This window comes from Streptomyces sp. NPDC005808, assembly GCF_042871385.1.
In the GTDB taxonomy this organism is placed as follows: domain Bacteria; phylum Actinomycetota; class Actinomycetes; order Streptomycetales; family Streptomycetaceae; genus Streptomyces.
The window spans coordinates 106495-126235 of the sequence record NZ_JBIAIK010000018.1 but is presented as its reverse complement, the minus strand read 5'-3'; the positions used below and the strand labels follow the sequence as shown (position 1 = coordinate 126235).

Genomic DNA, 19741 nt, shown 5'->3' with positions numbered 1-19741 from the left:
GTGTCGGCCGGCAGTATCGAGGCATGGTGCAGGTGTGTGTGAACGGAGCCAGGGGCGCGGGTGACGGTGCCGTCGTGCCACTGTCGCCCGGCTCGATGGCCGCGTCCGCGGCGGAGGATGTCGCGGCCGGGGCATCGGACATCCATGTCCATCCGAAGTCTCCCTGCGGGCACGACACGTTGTCACCCAGGGCCCTTGCACCGACGCTCGAAGCGATACGGGCACGGGTGGACGTACCGGTCGGCGTGACCACCGGCGCCTGGGCCGAGCCGGACCCGGTGGCCCGCGTGGAGCGCGTGCGTTCCTGGACGGTGCTGCCCGACCACGCCTCGGTCAACTGGCATGAGCCGGGCGCCGAGGAGGTCGCGTCGGCGCTCCTCGACCGCGGGATCGGCGTGGAGGCGGGCATCTGGTCCGACACGGACGCCGCCGCGCGCTTCGTGGCGTCGCCGCTGGGGCCACGGGTGTTGCGCGTACTGGCCGAGGTGCTGGACACCGCCGCCGACACTGCGGAGGAGTCGGCCCACGCCCTGCTCTTCGACCTGGGCGCCGCCCACGGCCGCCCTGTCCTGCTGCACGGCATGGAGGGCGGCACCTGGCCGGTGCTGCGGCTCGCGGGGAGGCTGGGCCTCGCCACCCGGATCGGGCTGGAGGACACCTTGCTGCTGCCGGACGGTGAACGAGCCCTGTCCAACGGCCAGTTGGTGGCGGCGGGACTCGTCCAGTACCAGTCCGGGCGGGATCGGCGTACCTCGTAGAGCCGGGAGCCGCTTCTCCGGCGTACAGGATTCGGGTGCGGCTCAGCACGCTCAGCAAGTTCAGCAGGAGTCCCCGGGTTCCTTCCGCGGGGCGTGGGCCCGCTTGTCCCGTCCCTCGGCCGGACGGGCGCGTTCCGCCATGAGGCGCGAGCCTGTCAGGCGCTCACCGAAGACGTCGTCAGGGTTGGAGAGCACGCAGGTCTCCAGGGACAGACAGCCACAGCCGATGCAGTCCGTCAGGTGGTCCCGCAGACGGCCCAACTGGTTGATGCGCTCCTCGAGTTCGGAGCGCCAGGCCTCCGAAAGGCGGGCCCAGTCCTCCCGGGTCGGGGTGCGCTCCTCGGGGAGTTCGGCGAGCGCCTCGCGGATGGTGGCGAGCGGGATGCCGACGCGTTGCGCGGCGCGCACGAAGGCGACGCGGCGTAGCGCGTCCCGGTGATAGCGGCGTTGGTTGCCGGTGGTGCGGCGGCTGTTGATGAGGCCCTTGGACTCGTAGAAGTGCAGGGCGGAGACGGCGGCGCCACTGCGCGCCGAGAGCTGGCCGACGGTCAGCTCGTGGATCTTCTCAGGGATCTGGGGCACCCCTCCAACCCTACCCACCTCGCCACACGCGGAGTCCGTTGACATCCGACCCGCACCCGACCATGCTAAGCAGTCGCTTAGACATTGAGCCACAGGAGGCCAGGGACATGGCAGAGCCGAGGATCTTCGAGTCCGCCGACGAGCTGAAGGCCGCGGTGGGCGTGCAGTTGGGCCACAGCGACTGGCTGGAGATCGACCAGAAGCGGATCGATCTGTTCGCGGACGCCACCGGTGACCACCAGTGGATCCACGTGGACCCCGAGAAGGCCGCCGCGGGTCCCTTCGGCACGACCATCGCGCACGGCTACCTGACGCTCTCACTGCTCCCCGTGCTGGTACCGCAGGTGATGCGCGTCGACGGCTTGAAGATGGGCGTCAACTACGGCACCAACAAGGTCCGTTTCCCCGCGCCCGTCCCGGTGGGCTCACGGCTGCGCGCCACCGCCGTCCTCACGGAGGTCGCCGAGGCGGGCGGTGGCGTCCAGGTCACGGCCGCGGTGACGATCGAGCGCGAGGGCGGCGACAAGCCGGCGTGCGTGGCGGAGTCGGTGTCGCGCTACTACTTCTGAGCCGGTCCTCAGCGGACCGGCACCTGCCTGAACCGGGTCCCAGGGGCATCCGGGGATCCGAGACCCGCAGCGGCTACGGACCGGCACGCGCCTGACCCGGGCCCCAGCGGCGTCCGGGGATCCGAGACCCGCAGCGGCTACGGCTTCGCCCCCACCATCCGCAGCACGAGGTCGGCGTAGAGCGCGCCGACCTCATCCGGGGTCCTGGGGCCGTTGACGTTGAACCAGCGCGCCACGTCGATGCAGAGCGAGAGCACGGCGAGCGTGGTGCCCGGCACGTCCGGCACGTCGAATTCGCCCGCCGCGACGCCGTCCTGGATGATGCCGCGCACAGCGGCGTCGGTCCGGCGCCGCAGGGCCACGATCTCCGCGCGCGCCTCGGGACCGAGCGCGTCGAGTTCGTACTGCACGACGCGCGCAGTGGTGTGCTGAGCGGCATGCCACCGTACGAAGGACCGCACGGCGTCCGCGAGCCGCTCGGCGGCGCTGCCGTCACGCTCCGCCGCGGTCCGCAGAATGTCGATCGCCTTGTCGTGGCCGATCCGGCTGATCCGGTGGAGCAGCTCTTCCTTGGTCTTGTAGTGGATGTACAGCGCGGCCGGGCTCATGCCCGCGCGGCCCGCGATGTCCCGGGTCGTCGTCGCGTGGTACCCGCGCTCGGCAAAGGCCTCCACGGCGGCGACGAGCAGCCGCCGGGCCGCGTCCGGGGTGACCTCGGCCCACGGCTGCACCTCGGCGCCGGCCGTCTCCTCCGCCGTACTCATCGCTGGTTGGCCCCTTCCACTGGCAGGGTGACACCATACCCCCGAACCTGAGCGAGCGCTTAGCGTGCCCGCTCAGGGGGCACATCAGAAGCCCGAAACGTCGGTCGGCGCTCGCCCGACGGCCAGCTTCCGGATCCGGCTGGCGCCCAGCCGGGCGGGCGCGACCAGGGCGACGGCAGGGGAGACGATCCCCGGTCCACGAAGTCCCTGGCGAGCCGCCGGACGGCGGTCTGCTCCTCGCTGAGCTCCAGGTCCATGACGGGTCACCCCAGTACATTTTAATTATCACTGCTAGTTTTCAGGTCCAGCCCTACTATGTGCGCCATGGCCCGACCGCGCAAGCCGCTCCTCAGCACCGACCGCATCGTCGACGCGGCGCGGACGCTGCTGGACACCGAGGGACTGGCGGCCTTCTCGACGCGGCGGCTCGCGGCCGAGCTGGGGGTGAGCGGGCCGTCCCTCTACAACCACTTCCCGACCAAGGACCAGATCCTCGAAGCGGTCGCCGACTCGGTCAGCGCGCAGGTCGACCTGTCGATGTTCGAGGACGGCCGTGACTGGCGTACAGCTCTGCACGACTGGGCCCTGTCCTACCGGGCGGCGTTGCGCGACCACCCCAACATCGTGCCGGTGCTGGCGCGGGGGCCCGGGAGGCGCCCCGCGGGGCTCCGGCTCGCGGACGCCGCCTTCGGCGCGATGGTCGAGGCGGGGTGGCCGCCGTCCCAGGCCACGTCCATCGGCGCGCTGATGCGCTACTTCGTCATGGGCTCAGCCCTTGACTCCTTCGCCGGCGGCTTCGTGGACGACGCGGGGGCATACGATCCCTCGGACTACCCCCACCTCGGGCAGGCGCATCTCCTCGCGGAGCAGCAGGAGAAGATCGACGAGCGGGCGTTCGAGATGGGGCTGAGTGCCTTGCTGGATGGGTTGGCGGTGCGGTTCAAGGGGTTGGGGCGGGCGGAGTGAGGTCGGGCGTTTTCGCCCCCTACGTCACCGAGCGTCCCTCATTCCTGGGGGCTGGCACCCCCAGGCCCCCCTCGTCGGCCTGAACGGCCTCGTCCTCAAACGCCGGACGGGCCAGGGGTCAGTTCTCCAGCGTTTGAGGAGCTGGGCTCCAGGGGCAGCGCCTCGTCTCGGACGCGGCGTCCGAAATCCGCGAGACCTCGCCCCGGCAGCCCGTCTAGCCTCAGGACCATGATGACCACCCCGGCCCACTCCCCCGCCCATTCCCCCACGCCCGCCCGGCGGACCGACCCGCGCGCCGCGGCCGCCGCAACCGTCACCGTCGTGCTGTGGGCCTCGGCCTTCGTCTCGATCCGGAGCGCCGGTGCGGCGTACTCGCCGGGCGCGCTCGCTCTCGGCAGGCTGCTGGCGGGAGCCGTCACGCTGGGCGCCATCTGCCTGATACGCAGGGCGGGTTGGCCACCCCGTTCGGCCTGGCGGGGCATCGCCGTGTCCGGGGTGCTCTGGTTCGGCGTCTACATGGTCGCCCTCAACTGGGGCGAGCAGGAGGTGGACGCGGGCACGGCGGCGCTGATCGTGAACATCGGCCCGATCCTCATCGCCCTGCTCGGTGCCCGACTGCTCGGCGACGCCATGCCGCCGAGGCTGCTCGCGGGGATGGCGGTGTCGTTCGCGGGGGCGGTCGCCGTGGGACTGTCGATGTCGGGCGAGGGCGGCTCCTCCCCGGTTCTCGGGGTCGTCCTGTGTCTGCTCGCGGCCGCCACCTACGCGGCCGGGGTCGTCGCTCAGAAGCCGGTCCTCGGCGTGTCGAGCCCGCTGCAGGCCACGACGTTCGGCTGCCTGATCGGGGCGGTGGCGTGTCTGCCGTTCGCGGGGCAGCTTGTCCATGACGCGGCGGAAGCGCCTGTGTCCGCGACGCTCAACATGCTTTATCTGGGGGTGTTTCCTACCGCGCTCGCGTTCACGACGTGGGCGTATGCGCTGGCGCGTACGACGGCGAGTCGGATGGGGGCGACGACGTATGCGGTACCCGCTCTCGTGGTGATGATGTCCTGGCTGTTCCTGGGCGAGGTCCCTGGGCTTCTGACTCTCGCCGGCGGGGTGTTGTGCCTGGCCGGGGTGGCGGTGTCGCGCTCCCGGCCGAGGGCCCGGGTGGTGCAGCCTGTGCCGGAACGGATCTGAGGCTCGGACAGGTTTTCGCCCCTCCGCCCCTACCCGTCCCTTGTTCCTGGAGGGCTGCCGCCCCCAGACCCCGCTTCGGCCTGAACGGCCTCGTCCTCAAACGCCGGACGGGCTGAATATCACTCGCCCGGGTGGGGCGGCAGACCTGCTGGAAATCCCTAGCCCCGGCCGGGCTGCAGAGCTGAGGTCTGCCCCGCCGGAGCAGCGGCCTCCGGCTTCGCGGGGGCGCGCAGCGCGATCCCCGAAGACACCACCAGCAGCGCACCCAGCATCATGAACGGCGCGGCCACGCCCGCGACTCCGGCCACCAGGCCCGCGGCGGCGGGCGCGGCGACCTGTCCGAGCCGGTTGCCGGTCAGGCGGAGGGCGAGGGCCGTGGAGCGCGCGCCGTCGGGGGCGGCCTGGACCACCGTCGTCATCGAAAGCGGCTGGCCGACGCCGAGGCAGAACCCGAGGACCAGAAGCATCGCGGCCAACCCCCAGACCGGCACCGGCAGCGCGATGCCCGCACACAGCACCCCCGCCGCCAGACAGGTCACGGTGAGCAACGCGGTCCGGCCCAGCAGCCTCAGCATCGGCGTCATCACCAGCCGGCAGGCGATCGTGGCCGCCGCTCGCAGGCTCAGCAACAGGCCGACCACGGACGGCGCGATACCCCGGTGTTCACCGACGACCGGCAGATACGCGGTGAGGATGTCCGTCGCGGACAGCACGGCGAGGCTGATGAAGATGCCCGCGGGGACACCCCGGGTGCGCAGTATGCGGCGCACGGGGATGCGATCGCCTTGTGCCGTACGGGACTTGGCCGCCGTACGGTGTTCGATGCGCCACAGCGAGGTGAACGAGACCGCCGCGAGGCCGCCGGCGACGAGCAGGGCGAGGGCGCTGGTGCCCGCCATGTCGGAACCGCCGATGAGAGCGCCCGCGGCGATCGGTCCGACCAGTTGGCCGAGGGAGGCACCGATGGTGAAGTGGCCGAAGTTGCGGTCCTGTTCGTGCGGCGCGGACTGGCGGGCGACGATCGACTGGGCGCCGATGACGAAGCAGAGGTGGCCCAGGCCCATCACTCCGCTCCACGCGGCCATCACCGTGAGCGAGTCCGCCGTGCCGCTGAGGGCGCAGCCGCCCGCGATGAGCACCACGCCGACGGGCAGCAGCGGGGCGCAACGGCCGTGGTCGGTACGGCGGCCCAGCGGCACCGCCGCGAAGAGGGGCAACAGGGCGTACACACCCGCGATCACGCCGATCGCACGTTCGTCGGCGCCAAGGGCGAGGGCCCGGTAGGAGACGGCGGGCCGCGCCATCGACACCGCTCCCTGCGCGAAGCTGAAGGCGATGACGAGGCGCAGCAACCAGCCGCGGTTTCCACCGGGCCCCACAGTGATCCTCCATCCGGTGACGAGCGACGAGCGACGGACGACGGACGGCCACTGACCCGTCTCTGATGACATCCGTCCGTGAATATCTGCCAGGCGTCTAGATGATGCCGAACAGAATCCCCGCCCCCAGCACCACCAGTGAAGTGAGCGCCGCCCACTTCACCACGAACCTGGTGTGGTCGCCGAACTCGACCTTCGCCATGCCGACGAGGACGTAGACGGCGGGGACCAGCGGGCTCGACATGTGCAGCGGCTGGCCGACGAGGGAGGCGCGGGCGATCTCCAGGGTGGAGACACCGTGGGCCTGGCCCGCCTCGGCGAGGACCGGGACGATGCCGAAGTAGAAACCGTCGTTCGACATGAAGTACGTGAGCGGGATGCTCAGGACGCCGGTGACGAAGGCCATGTGGGGGCCCATGGCGTCCGGGATGTTGGAGACCAGCCACTCGGCCATGTGGTCGACCATGCCGGTGCCCTGGAGGACGCCGGTGAAGACGGCGGCGGCGAAGACCATGCCGGAGACGTTGAGGACGTTCTCGGCGTGGGCGCCGAGGCGGGCCTTCTGGTCGGGCATATGGGGGAAGTTGACGGTGAGCGCGAGGGCGGCGCCGAGCAGGAACAGCACCGGGATCGGCAGCAGCTCCATGATCATGGCGGTGAGCAGGGTGACCGTGAGCAGGGCGTTGAACCAGTAGAGCTTGGGGCGCAGGGTGGCGCGGTCGGGGTCGAGGACCGCGAAGCCGTCGTCGTCCTCGGGCGCGTCCGCGTCCGTTCCGGAGCCCGAACCGCCTTCGCTCACAGGCGTTTTGCCGAGATCGACCGAGCCACCGCTACCGCTGCCGGCGCCGACCAGAACCGTCTCGGCCTCCTGCGGCTCCAGTACCTCCTCCAGCGTCAGCCGGCCCAGCCGCGTGCGCTCGCGGCGACCGAGGACGTACGAGAGCACGAAGACGCCCAGCAGGCCGACGGCGAGGGCCGGGATCATCGGTACGAAGATGTCGCCGGCGTCGACCTTGAGGGCGGTGGCGGCGCGGGCGGTCGGGCCTCCCCAAGGGAGGGTGTTCATCACGCCGTTGGCCATGGCGGCGACGCCGGTCATCACGACGAGGCTCATCTTGAGGCGCTTGTACAGCGGGTACATCGCCGAGACCGTGATCATGAAGGTGGTCGAACCGTCTCCGTCCAGGGAGACGATCGCGGCGAGCACCGCCGTACCGACCACGATGCGCAGCGGATCGGCCTTGCAGAACTTCAGGATGCCGCGCACGATCGGGTCGAAGAGCCCGACGTCGATCATCACTCCGAAGTAGACGATCGCGAACATGAGCATCGCCGCGGTGGGGGCGAGGCTGGTGACACCGTCGATGACGTAGTCGCCGAGCTGGGCGCCCTTACCGACGAACACACAGAAGAGCGCCGGAATCAGCACGAGCGCCGCGATCGGCGACATCTTTTTCAACATGATCAGGACCAGGAAGGTCGCGATCATGGTGAAGCCGAGGATGGTCAGCATGAGTGGATACCTAACGTTCGCCCTTGAACTCCCACCTGGGACGGCGGTGCGTGTGACGTTAGGTCGGGTGCGCAAGTCTTAACAAGACGTTGACACGTGAGCAATAAGCGCAAAACTCCAGGTCACAGCTTTGCTCAGCTCACGGAGGTCAGCTCCACGGGTACGCCGTTGAGGACCGCGGTCCCCGACAGGGGGTCCAGGAGGCTGCCGTCGAGGAGCTGGTTGACGTTGACTCCGGGGTCGAGTGCGGCGTGGCTCATCCGGGTGCCGGGGCGGTCGTGTCCCCACCCGTGCGGCAGGCTCACGACCCCGCGCCGTACGGCGTCGGTGACTTCGGCGGGGGCGGTCACCTCGCCCCCGGCGCCCTTGACGCGGACGGCCGAGCCGTCGCCGATCCCGAGGTGTTCGGCGTCCTCGGGGTGGATGTGCAGAGTGCAGCGGTTGGTGCCGCCGGTGAGGGCAGGCACGTTGTGCATCCAGCTGTTGTTGGACCGCAGGTGACGGCGGCCGACGAGCACGAGGGCGGAGGGGCGCTCGCGCAGGGCGTCCCGCAGCCGGGGAAGATCGTCGGCAATCGGTCCGGGCAGCAGCTCGATCTTGCCGCTGCGGGTCTTGAGCGGCCCCGGGAGTCGCGACCGCAGGGGCCCGAGATCGATGCCGTGCGGCTGCGCGAGCAGCTTCTCCAGGTTCAGCCCGTCGGGTCGTACGCCGAAACCGTCGCCGTAGGGGCCCAGGCGCAGCATCATGTCGAGCCGCCGCTCGGGGCCGTTGTCGCCGGCGAGCTGTGCGGCGAGTTCCTGCGGGTCACGGCCGTGCACCGGGGAGTGTGCCTCGGCGACGGACTTGCCGAGTGTGCTGCCGATGACCATCGCGTCCACGGCGGAGGGGTCGGCGCCGTGCATGCCGGTCGCGGCCAGGGTGAGCCGCGCGAGGATCTCGGTCTCGGCCAGGCGGCCCGGCTCCAGGGGGACGGCGGCACGGGTGTAGCGGACCTGGTTGCGTACGGCGAGCGTGTTGAAGGCGAAGTCGTGGTGGGCGCTCTGCGCGGGCGGGGGCGGTGGGAGCACGACGTGCGCGTGGCGCGAGGTCTCGTTCAGGTACGGGTCGACGCTGACCATGAAGTCCAGCGAGCCGAGGGCCTTGTCGAGGCGGTCGCCGTCGGGTGCGGAGAGTACGGGGTTCGCGGCGACGGCGATGACCGCGCGGATCGGCTCGCCCTGTTCGGTGGCGGTGTCGATCTCTTCGGCGAGAGCGGAGATCGGCAACTCCCCCTTGGCTTCTGGGTACTCGCTCACCCGCGAGTGCCAGCGTCCGAGCGCGAAGCCGCGGCCGGGGCCGGCGGCCCGGGGTGTCCGGTCGGTGGCGGCCTGCGGGAAGAGTGCGCCGCCGGGCCGGTCGAGGTTCCCGGTGAGGATGTTGACGACGTCGACGAGCCAACTGGTCAGGGTGCCGTGCGGGACGGTGCAGCTGCCGATGCGGCCGTAGACGGCGGCGGTGGGTGCGGCGGCGAGCTCGCGGGCGAGCGCCCTGATCGTGTCCGCGGGGACGTCGCAGGCCTCGCTTGCCGCCTCGGGAGTGAAGTCCCGTACGGCGACGGCGAGTTCGTCGACGTCCTGGACGTGCGGGGTGAGGTCGCCGAGATCGACGAGCTTCTCCTCGAAGAGGACGTTCGCCACGGCGGCGAGCAGCAGCCCGTCGGTTCCGGGCCGGATCGCCACGTGCCGGTCGGCGAGCTTTGCCGTACGGGTCCGTCGCGGGTCGATGACGGTCAGGGTGCCGCCGCGTGCCCGCAGCGCCTTGAGTTTGCCGGGGAAGTCGGGGGCGGTGCACAGGCTCCCGTTGGATTCCACCGGGTTGGCGCCGATGAGCAGGAGGTGGTCGGTGTGGTCCAGGTCGGGCACCGGGATCGCGTTGGCGTCGCCGAACAGCAGGCCGCTCGACACGTGCTTGGGCATCTGGTCGACCGTGGAGGCGGTGAAGATGCTGCGGGTGCCGAGAGCGGTGAGCAGGACGGTCGGGTAGAGGGCGCCCGCCATGGTGTGCACGTTCGGGTTGCCGAGGACGACGCCGACGGCGTGCGGCCCGTACCGCTCGACGACGGGCCGCAGTCCGGCGGCCACCGCGTCGAAGGCCTCCTCCCAGCTTGCTTCGCGCAGCTCGCCGTCCTTGCGTACGAGGGGGGTGCGCAGCCGGTCGGGGTCGCTGTCCGCCGCCCCGAAAGAGGCGCCTTTCGGGCAGATGAACCCCTTGCTGAACACGTCGTCGCGATCACCTCGGGCGCCGGTCACCCGGGTGCCCTCGATGGTGAGCGTCAGCCCGCAGGTGGCTTCACAGAGGGGGCAGATCCGCAGGGCGGTGCGGGAGTCGGCGGTGGTACCGGTGGTGCGGGACACGGGGTCCTCCCGGAGGGCGGTGGCAGCGTTGGCACACGGACTGGGGCCGAGCATACCGACCGGTACGCATGGCGGGGAGGGCCTGCTGAGGGTCAGGTCGGAAATTCGCGAGCGGTTCACTGCACGCAGGTCCTCGGCTGCGATCCCCCGCCGAGGACTCGCGAGCGCTTCGCCACACGCCGACCCTCCGCGGCGGCCCTCCGCGACGGCCCCTCATTCGAGGGTTCGCGGTCGGGATCCGCCACCGCCGGTGCTCGGCGCGGCTCCGCGGCACCTCGGTCGATGACTCGCGAGCACTTCGCGGCCCGCCGGTCCTCCCCCGCGGCCCCTCAGTCGAGCACTCGCTCCAGATAGGCCCGCAGCAGTACTCGGGTCTCCTCGATGATCCGTTCATCGCCCTCCGGGGCGAGCCGGAAGGCGAGGTGGACGAGGGTGTCGGCCGACTCCACGGCGACCAGGAAGACGCGCCGGAGGTCCTCGTCGGGGGTGCGGTCGAGGTAGCCGGCGAGGAGCTCGGTGAGGCGGTCGGCGACGCGGGTGTTGGGCTCGGCGCGGGAGCCGACCGGGATCTGGTTGCCGAAGTCGACAAGGGAGAAGCCGGGCGCGGTGCGCTTCATACCTATGTACTCGTCGAGCACGGCGTCCACGGCGGCACGCCAGCCGCTTGGGACCTCCCCCTCCTCGTCGGTCTCCTGAAGCCGGAGGGTGACGCGCTCGGCGTAGCGCTCCAGGTTGCGCTGGGCGAGCGCGTCGGCCATCGCGCGCTTGTTGCCGAAGAAGCGGTAGACGGAGCCGATGGGTACGCCGGCACGCTGGGCCACGGCCCGGGTGCTCAGCGCGTCGTAGCCGACCTCGTCGAGCAGGTCGGCGCAGGCATCGAGGATGCGGGTCAGTCGTTCTGCGCTGCGGCGTTGCACGGGCGCTCGGCGCAGCGAGCTCGCATGGGGCACGGGCTTCATGATGCCTTTCCGCCGGGGTCCGGTGAACCTCCGGTCTCAGTACGGGCCTCGCTGCCGCTCGTACTCATCGAGGTTCCGGCGACTCGGTCTCGGCCGACGTCTGTCCGGCCTGCGACGACGACGTGATGTCCGCGGTGCTCTCGACCGGCTCTTCGTCGACGGCCCACACCGTGCGGTCGTCCGCGTAGAGGCGGGCGGTGACCTGGTGTGTGCCGCGCGGGACGAGGTCGCCGGGGAGGTGGTACTCGGAGGTGCGGAGCGTTGCGATACTGCGGCCGTCGACGTAGAGGATGGCGATCCCGTGTCCGGCGACGGCCACCGCGCGCGTACCGGCGGGTGAGAAGCGGAAGCGCTCGACGGTCAGCGTGACGTCCCAGCCGTTGTCGGATTCCGGCTGGACCTCGATCGCGACCTCGGGTGCGTCCTTCTCCTCGATCTCACGGTAGCGCCGTCCCGCCTCGTCGGTCTTCTCCAGCAGCTCGCCCACGGGTGAGGCCGACACTCCGTCCTTCGGCTCCTGCGCATCCCCCGAGCCGCAGCCCACCGGTCCGCCGAGCAGGGCACAGAACGCGAGCGCGGCGAGCAGTCCACGCGTCCACGACATGCCGGGGAGCGTAGAACATCGCACTGACACTCGGATCCCCCTGGGGGCAGGTTCCTGGACCGCGGGCCGATCCCTGAGGTGTACGACCGCCCGAGTCGCAGGGTTCCCCGACCCGTATGACCCTGAGCCGGACCGCGACCGGACCAGGCCCGGACAGCTGCCGGGTCCGACCGCGACCGGAGTCATTCGACCCGGCGTCGTACCGCCTCTTGCGTGCCTCGGGCTCGATTCCTATGGTGAAGCATAGGAATCGAGTCCGAGGGAGTGTTCATGAGCGGGGACGCGGCGATCCTGGGCGGGGACGCGAGGAAGACGGCCGAGGGGCTCGCCCACCTCTCCGGATTCGGCAACCAGCACAGCTCGGAGGCGGTTCCCGGCGCCCTGCCGATCGGTCGTAACGCGCCGCAGCAGGCGCCGCTCGGCCTGTACGCGGAGCAGCTGAGCGGTTCCGCGTTCACCGAGCCGAGGGCGAACAACCGGCGCTCGTGGCTCTACCGCATCCGTCCGTCGGCCGCGCACCCCCGGTTCACGCGTACCGACAACGGCGCGCTCCGCACGGCTCCCTTCGCGGAAACCGTGCCGGACCCCAACCGGCTGCGCTGGAACCCGCTGCCCGAACCCCCGGCCGGCACCGACTTCTTGAGCGGCCTGTGGACTCTCGGCGGCAACGGCGACGCCGCCCAGCGCACCGGAATGGCGGTGCACCTGTACTACGCCAACTCCTCGATGGAGCGGGTGTTCAGCGACGCCGACGGCGAGCTGCTGATCGTGCCGGAGCGCGGTGGGCTGCTGCTGCGCACCGAGTTCGGGCTGCTCCATGTCGAGCCCGGCCACGTGGCGCTCGTCCCCCGTGGTGTCCGCTTCCATGTGGAGTTGCTCGACGAGAGTGCCCGCGGCTATGTGTGCGAGAACTACGGTGCACCCTTCCAATTGCCCGACCTGGGCCCGATCGGCGCCAACGGGCTTGCCAACGCCCGGGACTTCCTCGCGCCCGTCGCCGCCTACGAGGACGTCGAGGGCCCGGTCGAGGTGGTGAACAAGTTCTGCGGCAACCTCTGGACGGCGACGTACGACCACTCACCGCTGGACGTGGTCGCCTGGCATGGCAACCATGTGCCCTACGTCTATGACCTGCGCCGTTTCAACGTGATCGGCACCATCAGCTACGACCACCCGGACCCCTCGATCTTCACGGTGCTGACCTCGCCGAGCGACACCCCGGGACTCGCCGGTGTGGACTTCGTGGTCTTCGCGCCGCGTTGGCTGGTGGGCGAGGACACCTTCCGGCCGCCGTACTTCCACCGGAACGTGATGAGCGAGTACATGGGGCTCATCGAGGGTGCGTACGACGCCAAGGCCGAGGGCTTCGTGCCGGGGGGCGGTTCGCTGCACAACATGATGTCGGCGCACGGGCCGGACCGGGACACCTTCGACCGGGCCAGCGCCGTCGAACTCAGGCCGCAGAAGGTCGACGACGGGCTGGCCTTCATGTTCGAGACCCGCTGGCCGGTGACCACCACGGCACAAGCGGCGCGGGCGGAGCACCTGCAACAGGCGTACGACGATGTGTGGCAGGGCCTTCAGCGGAACTTTCGCCGGGACGGCTGACCACCCTCGCCCGTTCCTCCGATCGCCGCCGCCGCCCGTCACACTGCCTGCCGTCGCCCGTTTTTCCGATCGCCGCCGCCCGTCACACCGCCCGCCGCCGTCCGTCGCGCTCTTCCCCTCGCACATTGCACTGAACGCCCACGACCGGTACGGATATCCCTCGTGACCTCCTTCGCCCCGGACTCGATCGTCCTGAACCGCAAGCTGCCGCTCTGGTATCAGGTGTCGCAGTCCCTGCGCGCCTCGATACTCGGCCGCACCGCCCAGGACCCGCTGCGCCTGCCCACCGAGGAGCAGTTGGCGGAGCACTACGGAGTGAGCGTGCTGACCATGCGGCAGGCGCTCAAGGAGCTGGAGGACGAGGGGCTCATCACGCGGCACCGCCGGCGCGGCACGTTCATCGAACCGAGCGCTCAACGAGGCGCGCCCGTACGGCTCCTCGGCTCGGTCGACACGATCGTGGCGCAGCAATCGGGGATGACGACGGAACTGCTGGCCCACGGCACGGCTCCGGTGTCCGCCGAACTCGCGGAGTACTTCCCGGATCTGGCCGAGGTCGGCTCGTACCACCGACTGCGCGGAGACGAGAAGACGGGCGAGCCGACGAACCACGCGCGCAACTTCGTGCGGCCCGAACTCGCGGCGCTGATCGATCCGCAGGACCTGGTGCGCTGGCCCATGACCAAGGTGCTGCGCGATGTGGTGGGCGTTCGGATCAGCCGGATCACCGACACCGTGGAGGCCACGCTCGCGGATCCGGAGACGGCACGGCTGCTCCAGGTCCCGCTGCTCAGCCCGATCCTGCACTACACGGGGGTCATCCACGGGGAGGACGGCCGCGCCCTGGACGTGGCCCGTATCCACTACCGCGGCGACCGTTTCTCCTTCACGGTCACCCTCGACGCCCACTGACCGGCTCCTGGACCACGTCGTACGATGCCGAGCGTGACGCACGACGACGCTCCGCTGCTTGCGGACCTCATGCCGTGGTCGGCCGCTCCGCCGAGGCTGGGCCGGAGGTGGCCGACGGCTCCCGACGCCGCGTCCCTGAAGGCTCGGTGGGACGCGCTGGTGAAGGCGCAGGGCGCGGAGCGCGAGGCGTTGTTCGGCGTCACCCGCTCGCGCACACTGCATTCGGCGGTGACGCAGTTGCCCGGGCAGGCGAGCGGGACCGGGCGGCTGGCGCGTGAGTCGGGGCCCTGCGCGGAGCCGGTCCGTGTGCTGGGCGGTCCCTTCGACGAGCAGTGGCTGATCCCGGACCATCGGCTGATCGACGCGGCGCGCCCGGAGTTGTGGCGGGTCGCCGACGAGCGGCAACTGTTCGCGGTCGAGCAGACGGTGGTGCCCCAGTCGTCGGGGCCGGTGCTGCTGGTCGCCTCCCTCCTTCCGCTGAGTTCCGGTCGCGGAGGCCGCGTCCGTCCCCTTTACCGTCGTCCCGACGCTCTGGAACCGAACCTGGCGCCGGGCCTGTTGGAGCACCTCCGCACCCGCCTGGGTCACTCCCCCGATCCACTCGATGTCCTCGCCTGGACGGTGGCGGTCACCCGGGCGGGCCGTGCCGGGCTCGCCGTCCCCCTCACCGCCGACCCCGGACTCTGGTCGCAGGGCGTCGAGTTGGGGCGCCGGATGCTGTGGCTGATGCGACGCGACGGCGAACGGCCCAAACTCCCCGGGGGCCGTCGCCCCTACGTCCGCTCTCCGCTCCCGGCGCTCCCGGTCGACGTGCAGTACGAGCGCGAAGAGGAGGCCCTTCACCTCGACGAGGGCCGGATCTCGCCCGTTCCGCCGGAGGCCTGGGACTTCGAGGTGGGCGGCGTCCGCGTACTGGAGCAGTGGTTCGCGGCCCGGACGCAGCCGCCCGAGCCGGGCACCCTGGAGTCGATCCGGCCGAGCACCTGGCCCCCGGCCTGGACGTCCGAGCTGCTCGAAATCGTCACCGTGCTGGCGCTGCTCGCGGAACTACGACCCCAACAGGCCGAGTTGAAGATGCAGGCCCCGGTCACGGCGGCCGAGCTGCGCACGGCGGGCGTACTTCCGGTGCCCGGCGGGGCACGGCGGCCGGCGTCGGTACTCGACCACCACGAGGAAGGCCCGGAGGGCCAGTTCGCGCTGCTCTAGCCTTCGCTACCGACCCTTCGGCTCGAATGCGTCCAAGACTCGGCCGAGCGCCCGCTCCAGCACCGCCTCCAGGTCGATCGGACCGGCGTCCTCCATGAACGCCGCCGCCAACCGCGGGTACTCACCCGTCGCGATCCGGCCGCCCAGATAGCCGATGCGGACCGCGTTCTCCTGCTCCTCGGACCAGGGCAGGGAGCGGGTCCGTTCGGCGGTGGCCAGTTCGTTGCCGACGTACGTCGTCACGACGCCGTTGAGCATCGCGATCAGCTCGAACTTCGTGCCGTAGGGCGCGTCAAGGGGGTCGAGGCAGGTCAGACAGTGCTCCAGGTAACGCAGGGCGTTGGGGCTGAAGCCGTAGACCGGGGACATCAGACGCGGCAGCCAGGGGTGTCGGTGCATGAGGGCGCGGCCCTGATGGGCCATCCGGAGCATGTCGGCACGCCAGTCGCCCGAGGGTTCCCGGAGCTCGTGCTCGCCACTGATGACGTCGACCATCAGCTCGTACAGATCCTCCTTGCGGGGGACGTAGTTGTAGAGCGACATGGTGCCGCAGCCCAGTTCGGCCGCGACGTGCCGCATGGAGACTCCGTCGAGCCCCTCCGCGTCCGCGATCCGCACCGCGGCGGCCGCGATGTCGGCACGGCTGTAGGCCGGCCGCGGACCACGGCCCGCACGCTCGGGACGAGCCCAGATCACTTCGGGTACGGCACTGCGCCCTGACATTGGTCGATCACCTCGCAACCATCGTAGTTACGTACACCGTACGTAGTGCGCTATGGTCTACCTATGACAACTACGTACGCTGTACTTAGTGAAGGTCTGGAGAAGCGTTTCGGAGAGGTCCATGCCGTCAGGGGGCTGGATCTCGCGGTGGCCGAGGGCACGGTCTGCGGGATTCTCGGGCCGAACGGCGCGGGCAAGACCACAGCCGTACGGCTGCTCACCACCCTGCTGCGACCCGACGCGGGCTCCGCGCGTGTCGCAGGGCACGATCTGGTGAGCGAGCCGGGAGCCGTGCGTCGCTCGATCGGGGTCACCGGGCAGTACGCCTCGGTGGACGGCGACCTCACCGGGCGCGAGAACCTGCGGCTGTTCGCGCGGCTGCTCCGGGTGCGGGGGACGGCAGCGCGGGCGGCCGAACTCCTCGACCGCTTCGGGCTGACCGAGGCCGCCGACCGCCCCGTGTCCACGTACTCGGGCGGAATGCGCCGCCGCCTCGACCTGGCGGCGAGTCTGATCCGGCGCCCGGAGGTGCTCTTCCTGGACGAGCCCACCGCCGGGCTCGACCCCGCGAGCCGCAACCAGATCTGGGCGGCCGTGCGCGCGCTCAAGGACGAGGGCACGACCGTGCTGCTGACCACGCAGTACCTGGAGGAGGCCGACCAACTGGCTGACGACATCGCGCTGGTGGACCGGGGCAGGGTCGCCCACACCGGCTCGCCCGCCGAACTCAAGGCGCTCATCGGCAGTTACGCGGAGGTGGTCGTCGCCCACGCGGAGGCCTTGCCCGGAGCCGCGGCGGTCCTCGACCAACTGACCGGCAACGCGCCCTCGTTCGACGAGGAGCGGCACACGGTCGGCGCGGTCACCACCGACACGACGCTGACGCTTCCCCGGCTTGTCCGCGAACTCGACGCGGCCGGAGTGCCGTTGCTCGACGCGAGCCTGCGTCCGCCGACACTCGACGACGTGTTCCTGCGCCTGACCCACGAGAGGACGGACAGCATGACCGACCACAAGGAGCTTGTGACATGAGTGCGTTGGCGTACGACGGCACCGCGATCCTGGGCCGGAACCTGCAGCGGATGCGGCACAGTCCCGGCCTCCTCATCCTCACCCAGACCATGCCGATCAACATGCTGCTGTTCTTCGGCTATGTCTTCGGCAGCGCACTCGCGACACCCGGCCAGGCGTACCGCGCCTTCCTGGTGCCGGGGCTGCTGGTGGCGACCGCCGCCAACGGGATCATGACCGGGATGTTCCAGGCCGCCCAGGACTCGCACCGGGGTGTGATGGACCGCTTCCGGACGCTGCCGATGAGCCGGGCCGCGGTGCCACTGGGCCAGGCCGCCGCCGATCTGGTCGTCACGACCGTCGGCATGCTTCCGCTGATGCTGGTCGGGCTCGCGGTGGGCTGGCGGATCGACGGATCGGCGCTGGAAGTAGCCGGTGCCGTAGGCCTGTTGCTGCTGTTCCGGTTCGCGATGACCTGGGTCGGCATCCTGCTCGGGCTCGCCTCGCGGAGCGAGGAGGCGGCCGGTCAGCTCGGCGCCGCGACGTTCATGCTGCCACTGCTGTCGAACGCCTACATTCCCACGGACAATCTGCCTGGCTGGCTGCGGACGATCGCCGAATGGAACCCGATCAGCGCGGTCGCCACGGCGATGCGGGACCTCTTCGGGAACGCCCCGGTGCCGACGGACGGCGCCTGGCCGGTGACCCATCCCGTCGCGGGGTCGCTGGCCTGGTGCGCGCTGCTCATCGCGGTGTTCCTGCCGCTCGCCGTCCGCCGCTACACACACGGCGGACGGTGAACCGCGGCAGGAGCGCCCCCGTCCGGTCGGCGAACTCCTACTTCTGCGGCGTGAGTTCGGGCCCCAGCGAGGAGAACTTCTCCTGGGACACCACCCGCTGCGGGGGCCAGGTGATGTTCTCCGGGGGCCACTTCTGGCCGGTCTTCTTCAGGAACCAGGCCGGCGGCTCGTACATCGGCGGCTCATAGCCGTCCGGGAGCGCCGTCTTCCACTCGACGTCCTTGGTGCGCTCCTTGAACTCGTCCTTGATCGCCTTGAGGCGCTCGGGCTGGGTGAGCAGGTCGACGGCGGTCGCCGCGAGATAGCGGGCGGCGGCGATGACGGCGGCCTGGCCGGGGGCGGCCGCCGCGCAGGACGCGGTGGACCAGGTGTGCATCTTGGTGCCGATCGGGGCGAGCGCGGCGCCCATCGACACGGTCGGCACGTTCCAGCTGATGTCGGCGACGTCGGTGGAACCGCCTCCCAGGAACACCGGGTTGGGCGCGGTGAGTTCGGCGATCGAGGCGTGCATGCCCTGCTGGGGCAGACCGAGGGACTCCTGCAGCTCCTTCGCCAACGCATGGGCCTCGTCGGTGAACTCGGGCGGCCCGATCTGCTTCATGTTCGCGTGCAGCAGTTCGGCGAAGGACTTGGACGGCAGCTGGTTCCAGCAGGCGGAGGTGATGCGGTGCCTCACCGAGGTCTGCGAGGCCTTCGCCGCAGCCTCCGAGACGGCGATCACCTTGTCGAGGAGTACCTGGACCCGGGCGGGACTGCCCTCCCGTACGTAGTAGCTGATCTCGGCGATCTCCGGGGTCACGTTCGGGATGTCGCCGCCGTTGTTGATCACCCAGTGCAGGCGGCCGCTCGGCGCCAGGTTCTCCTCGCGCAGGAACTCCGACATCGTCGCCATCATCACGGCGGCGTCCAGGGCGCTCTTGTTGCCGAGCGGGGTGCCGCCGTGCCCCGCGACGCCGAGGAAGGTGAAGGTCACGGCGGTCATCGCGGTGGTGGAGCCCCAGCCGGTGGCGTTGGAGGTCGAGGGGTGCCAGTCGAGGAACGCGTCGAGGCCCTCGTACACGCCCCGGCTGACCGCGTAGGTCTTGCCGATCAGCGTCTCCTCGGCGGTGGAGCCGAAGAACTTCACGGTGACCGGCAGCTTGTGCTTCTTGGCGGCCTGGGCGACGGCGGCGGCCGCCGCTGCCGCAGCGGTGCCGAGGGCACTGTGTCCGCAGCCGTGTCCCGGACCGTAGCTGGGGGCGAACGGATCGTGGATGTACTCGCGCGGGTCGTGATGGCCGACGCCCTTGTTCTGCGAGAGGCCCGGCAGAGCGTCGTACTCACCGCTGAAGCCGAGGACCGGGCCGCCGCTGCCGCAGGAGAACGTGGCGGTGAACGCGGTCGGGAAGCCGGCGGTGCCGAACTTCACCTGGAATCCGGCCTTTTCGAGGAAGCCGGCCTCGGCGAGCGAGGAGTTCCACTCGCGCAGGCTGAGTTCGGCGTGGTCCCAGATCTCGGAGTTGAGACCGGTGATGGAGTCGGTGTGGGAGGTGATCCAGTCCAGGGCCGCCGTCTTGGCGGGGCTGTCCTGGGCCAGACCTTCCGGCGCCGTGTACTCGGCTTCGAAGGAGTCGGCCGACGCCGCCATCGCGGGGTCCGCCTCGGCCGTCATCACGGCCGTGGTGACACCGGCGGCGCCGAGCAGCTGCATGATGCGGCGGCGGCTCAGCACCTGGCCGTTCGCGGCCGGCGACTCGTGTTCGTGTTGATCGTGCAGGTCACACACGCGCATCCTCCCGGGATTGAGGTTGGGTGTATCGGCCAAACGGATCGGGT

General features: G+C 70.6%; 18 protein-coding genes. 9 read left to right on the top strand and 9 right to left on the bottom strand.

Annotation, left to right across the window (positions count from 1 at the left end):
* Window positions 1–23 precede the first annotated feature (23 nt).
* Window positions 24–758, top strand: coding sequence for a 3-keto-5-aminohexanoate cleavage protein (locus ACFYPC_RS31870; RefSeq protein ID WP_391889692.1), 735 nt, complete (start codon window positions 24–26; stop codon window positions 756–758).
* Between the two features lie 60 nt (window positions 759–818).
* Here ACFYPC_RS31870 and soxR read toward each other — a convergent pair whose 3' ends face one another.
* Window positions 819–1340, bottom strand: a complete 522-nt coding sequence (gene soxR / locus ACFYPC_RS31865) for a redox-sensitive transcriptional activator SoxR (protein WP_391889690.1) — start codon at window positions 1338–1340, stop codon at window positions 819–821.
* Window positions 1341–1447: 107 nt separating this feature from the next.
* On the opposite strand from soxR, the gene ACFYPC_RS31860 reads away from it, so the two are divergent.
* Window positions 1448–1909: a MaoC family dehydratase gene (locus ACFYPC_RS31860; protein WP_391889687.1), complete on the top strand. Its 462-nt coding sequence runs from the start codon at window positions 1448–1450 to the stop codon at window positions 1907–1909.
* Window positions 1910–2046: 137 nt separating this feature from the next.
* Here the strand turns inward: ACFYPC_RS31860 and ACFYPC_RS31855 are convergent, their stop codons facing one another.
* Window positions 2047–2673 carry a TetR/AcrR family transcriptional regulator gene (locus tag ACFYPC_RS31855; protein ID WP_391889685.1) on the bottom strand — a complete coding sequence of 209 codons (627 nt, stop codon included), beginning with the start codon at window positions 2671–2673 and terminating at the stop codon, window positions 2047–2049.
* 324 nt (window positions 2674–2997) lie between these two features.
* Here ACFYPC_RS31855 and ACFYPC_RS31850 point away from each other — a divergent pair, with 324 nt between their 5' ends.
* Complete coding sequence (locus ACFYPC_RS31850) at window positions 2998–3639, top strand: TetR/AcrR family transcriptional regulator (RefSeq protein ID WP_391889683.1); 642 nt, start codon at window positions 2998–3000, stop codon at window positions 3637–3639.
* Between the two features lie 228 nt (window positions 3640–3867).
* Window positions 3868–4818: a DMT family transporter gene (locus tag ACFYPC_RS31845; protein WP_391889681.1), complete on the top strand. Its 951-nt coding sequence runs from the start codon at window positions 3868–3870 to the stop codon at window positions 4816–4818.
* Between the two features lie 158 nt (window positions 4819–4976).
* Here the strand turns inward: ACFYPC_RS31845 and ACFYPC_RS31840 are convergent, their stop codons facing one another.
* From ACFYPC_RS31840 to ACFYPC_RS31820, 5 genes are all read right to left on the bottom strand, one after another.
* Window positions 4977–6197: an MFS transporter gene (locus ACFYPC_RS31840; protein ID WP_391889678.1), complete on the bottom strand. Its 1221-nt coding sequence runs from the start codon at window positions 6195–6197 to the stop codon at window positions 4977–4979.
* 97 nt (window positions 6198–6294) lie between these two features.
* The gene (locus ACFYPC_RS31835) at window positions 6295–7710 is read right to left on the bottom strand and encodes a CitMHS family transporter (protein WP_391889676.1); all 1416 of its coding nucleotides are present in this window, start codon (window positions 7708–7710) and stop codon (window positions 6295–6297) included.
* 134 nt (window positions 7711–7844) lie between these two features.
* Window positions 7845–10103, bottom strand: coding sequence for a molybdopterin oxidoreductase family protein (locus tag ACFYPC_RS31830; RefSeq protein WP_391889675.1), 2259 nt, complete (start codon window positions 10101–10103; stop codon window positions 7845–7847).
* Window positions 10104–10432: 329 nt separating this feature from the next.
* The gene (locus ACFYPC_RS31825; RefSeq protein WP_391889673.1) at window positions 10433–11062 is read right to left on the bottom strand and encodes a TetR family transcriptional regulator; all 630 of its coding nucleotides are present in this window, start codon (window positions 11060–11062) and stop codon (window positions 10433–10435) included.
* A gap of 64 nt (window positions 11063–11126) precedes the next feature.
* Complete coding sequence (locus tag ACFYPC_RS31820; protein ID WP_391889670.1) at window positions 11127–11666, bottom strand: hypothetical protein; 540 nt, start codon at window positions 11664–11666, stop codon at window positions 11127–11129.
* 270 nt (window positions 11667–11936) lie between these two features.
* Between ACFYPC_RS31820 and hmgA the strand changes: the two genes are divergently transcribed.
* The 3 genes from hmgA (at window position 11937) to ACFYPC_RS31805 (ending at window position 15392) form a co-directional block, all read left to right on the top strand.
* Window positions 11937–13274, top strand: coding sequence for a homogentisate 1,2-dioxygenase (gene hmgA / locus ACFYPC_RS31815; RefSeq protein WP_391889668.1), 1338 nt, complete (start codon window positions 11937–11939; stop codon window positions 13272–13274).
* A gap of 162 nt (window positions 13275–13436) precedes the next feature.
* Window positions 13437–14186 carry a GntR family transcriptional regulator gene (locus ACFYPC_RS31810; protein ID WP_391889665.1) on the top strand — a complete coding sequence of 250 codons (750 nt, stop codon included), beginning with the start codon at window positions 13437–13439 and terminating at the stop codon, window positions 14184–14186.
* A 24-nt stretch (window positions 14187–14210) separates the two neighbouring features.
* Entirely contained in the window at window positions 14211–15392 is a 1182-nt protein-coding gene (locus tag ACFYPC_RS31805) for a type ISP restriction/modification enzyme (RefSeq protein WP_391889662.1), read from the top strand.
* 6 nt (window positions 15393–15398) lie between these two features.
* Here the strand turns inward: ACFYPC_RS31805 and ACFYPC_RS31800 are convergent, their stop codons facing one another.
* Complete coding sequence (locus ACFYPC_RS31800) at window positions 15399–16115, bottom strand: TetR/AcrR family transcriptional regulator C-terminal domain-containing protein (RefSeq protein ID WP_391889661.1); 717 nt, start codon at window positions 16113–16115, stop codon at window positions 15399–15401.
* 63 nt (window positions 16116–16178) lie between these two features.
* On the opposite strand from ACFYPC_RS31800, the gene ACFYPC_RS31795 reads away from it, so the two are divergent.
* A complete protein-coding gene (locus ACFYPC_RS31795; RefSeq protein ID WP_391889658.1) occupies window positions 16179–17147 on the top strand; it encodes an ATP-binding cassette domain-containing protein in 969 nt (322 codons plus the stop codon).
* Window positions 17144–17926 (top strand): ABC transporter permease, encoded by a 783-nt coding sequence (locus ACFYPC_RS31790; protein ID WP_391889656.1) that lies wholly within the window; start codon window positions 17144–17146, stop codon window positions 17924–17926. The genes ACFYPC_RS31795 and ACFYPC_RS31790 overlap by 4 nt, the downstream gene beginning before the upstream one ends.
* Window positions 17927–17963: 37 nt before the next feature.
* Here the strand turns inward: ACFYPC_RS31790 and ACFYPC_RS31785 are convergent, their stop codons facing one another.
* Window positions 17964–19697, bottom strand: coding sequence for an amidohydrolase (locus ACFYPC_RS31785; protein ID WP_391889653.1), 1734 nt, complete (start codon window positions 19695–19697; stop codon window positions 17964–17966).
* Window positions 19698–19741: the final 44 nt, after the last annotated feature.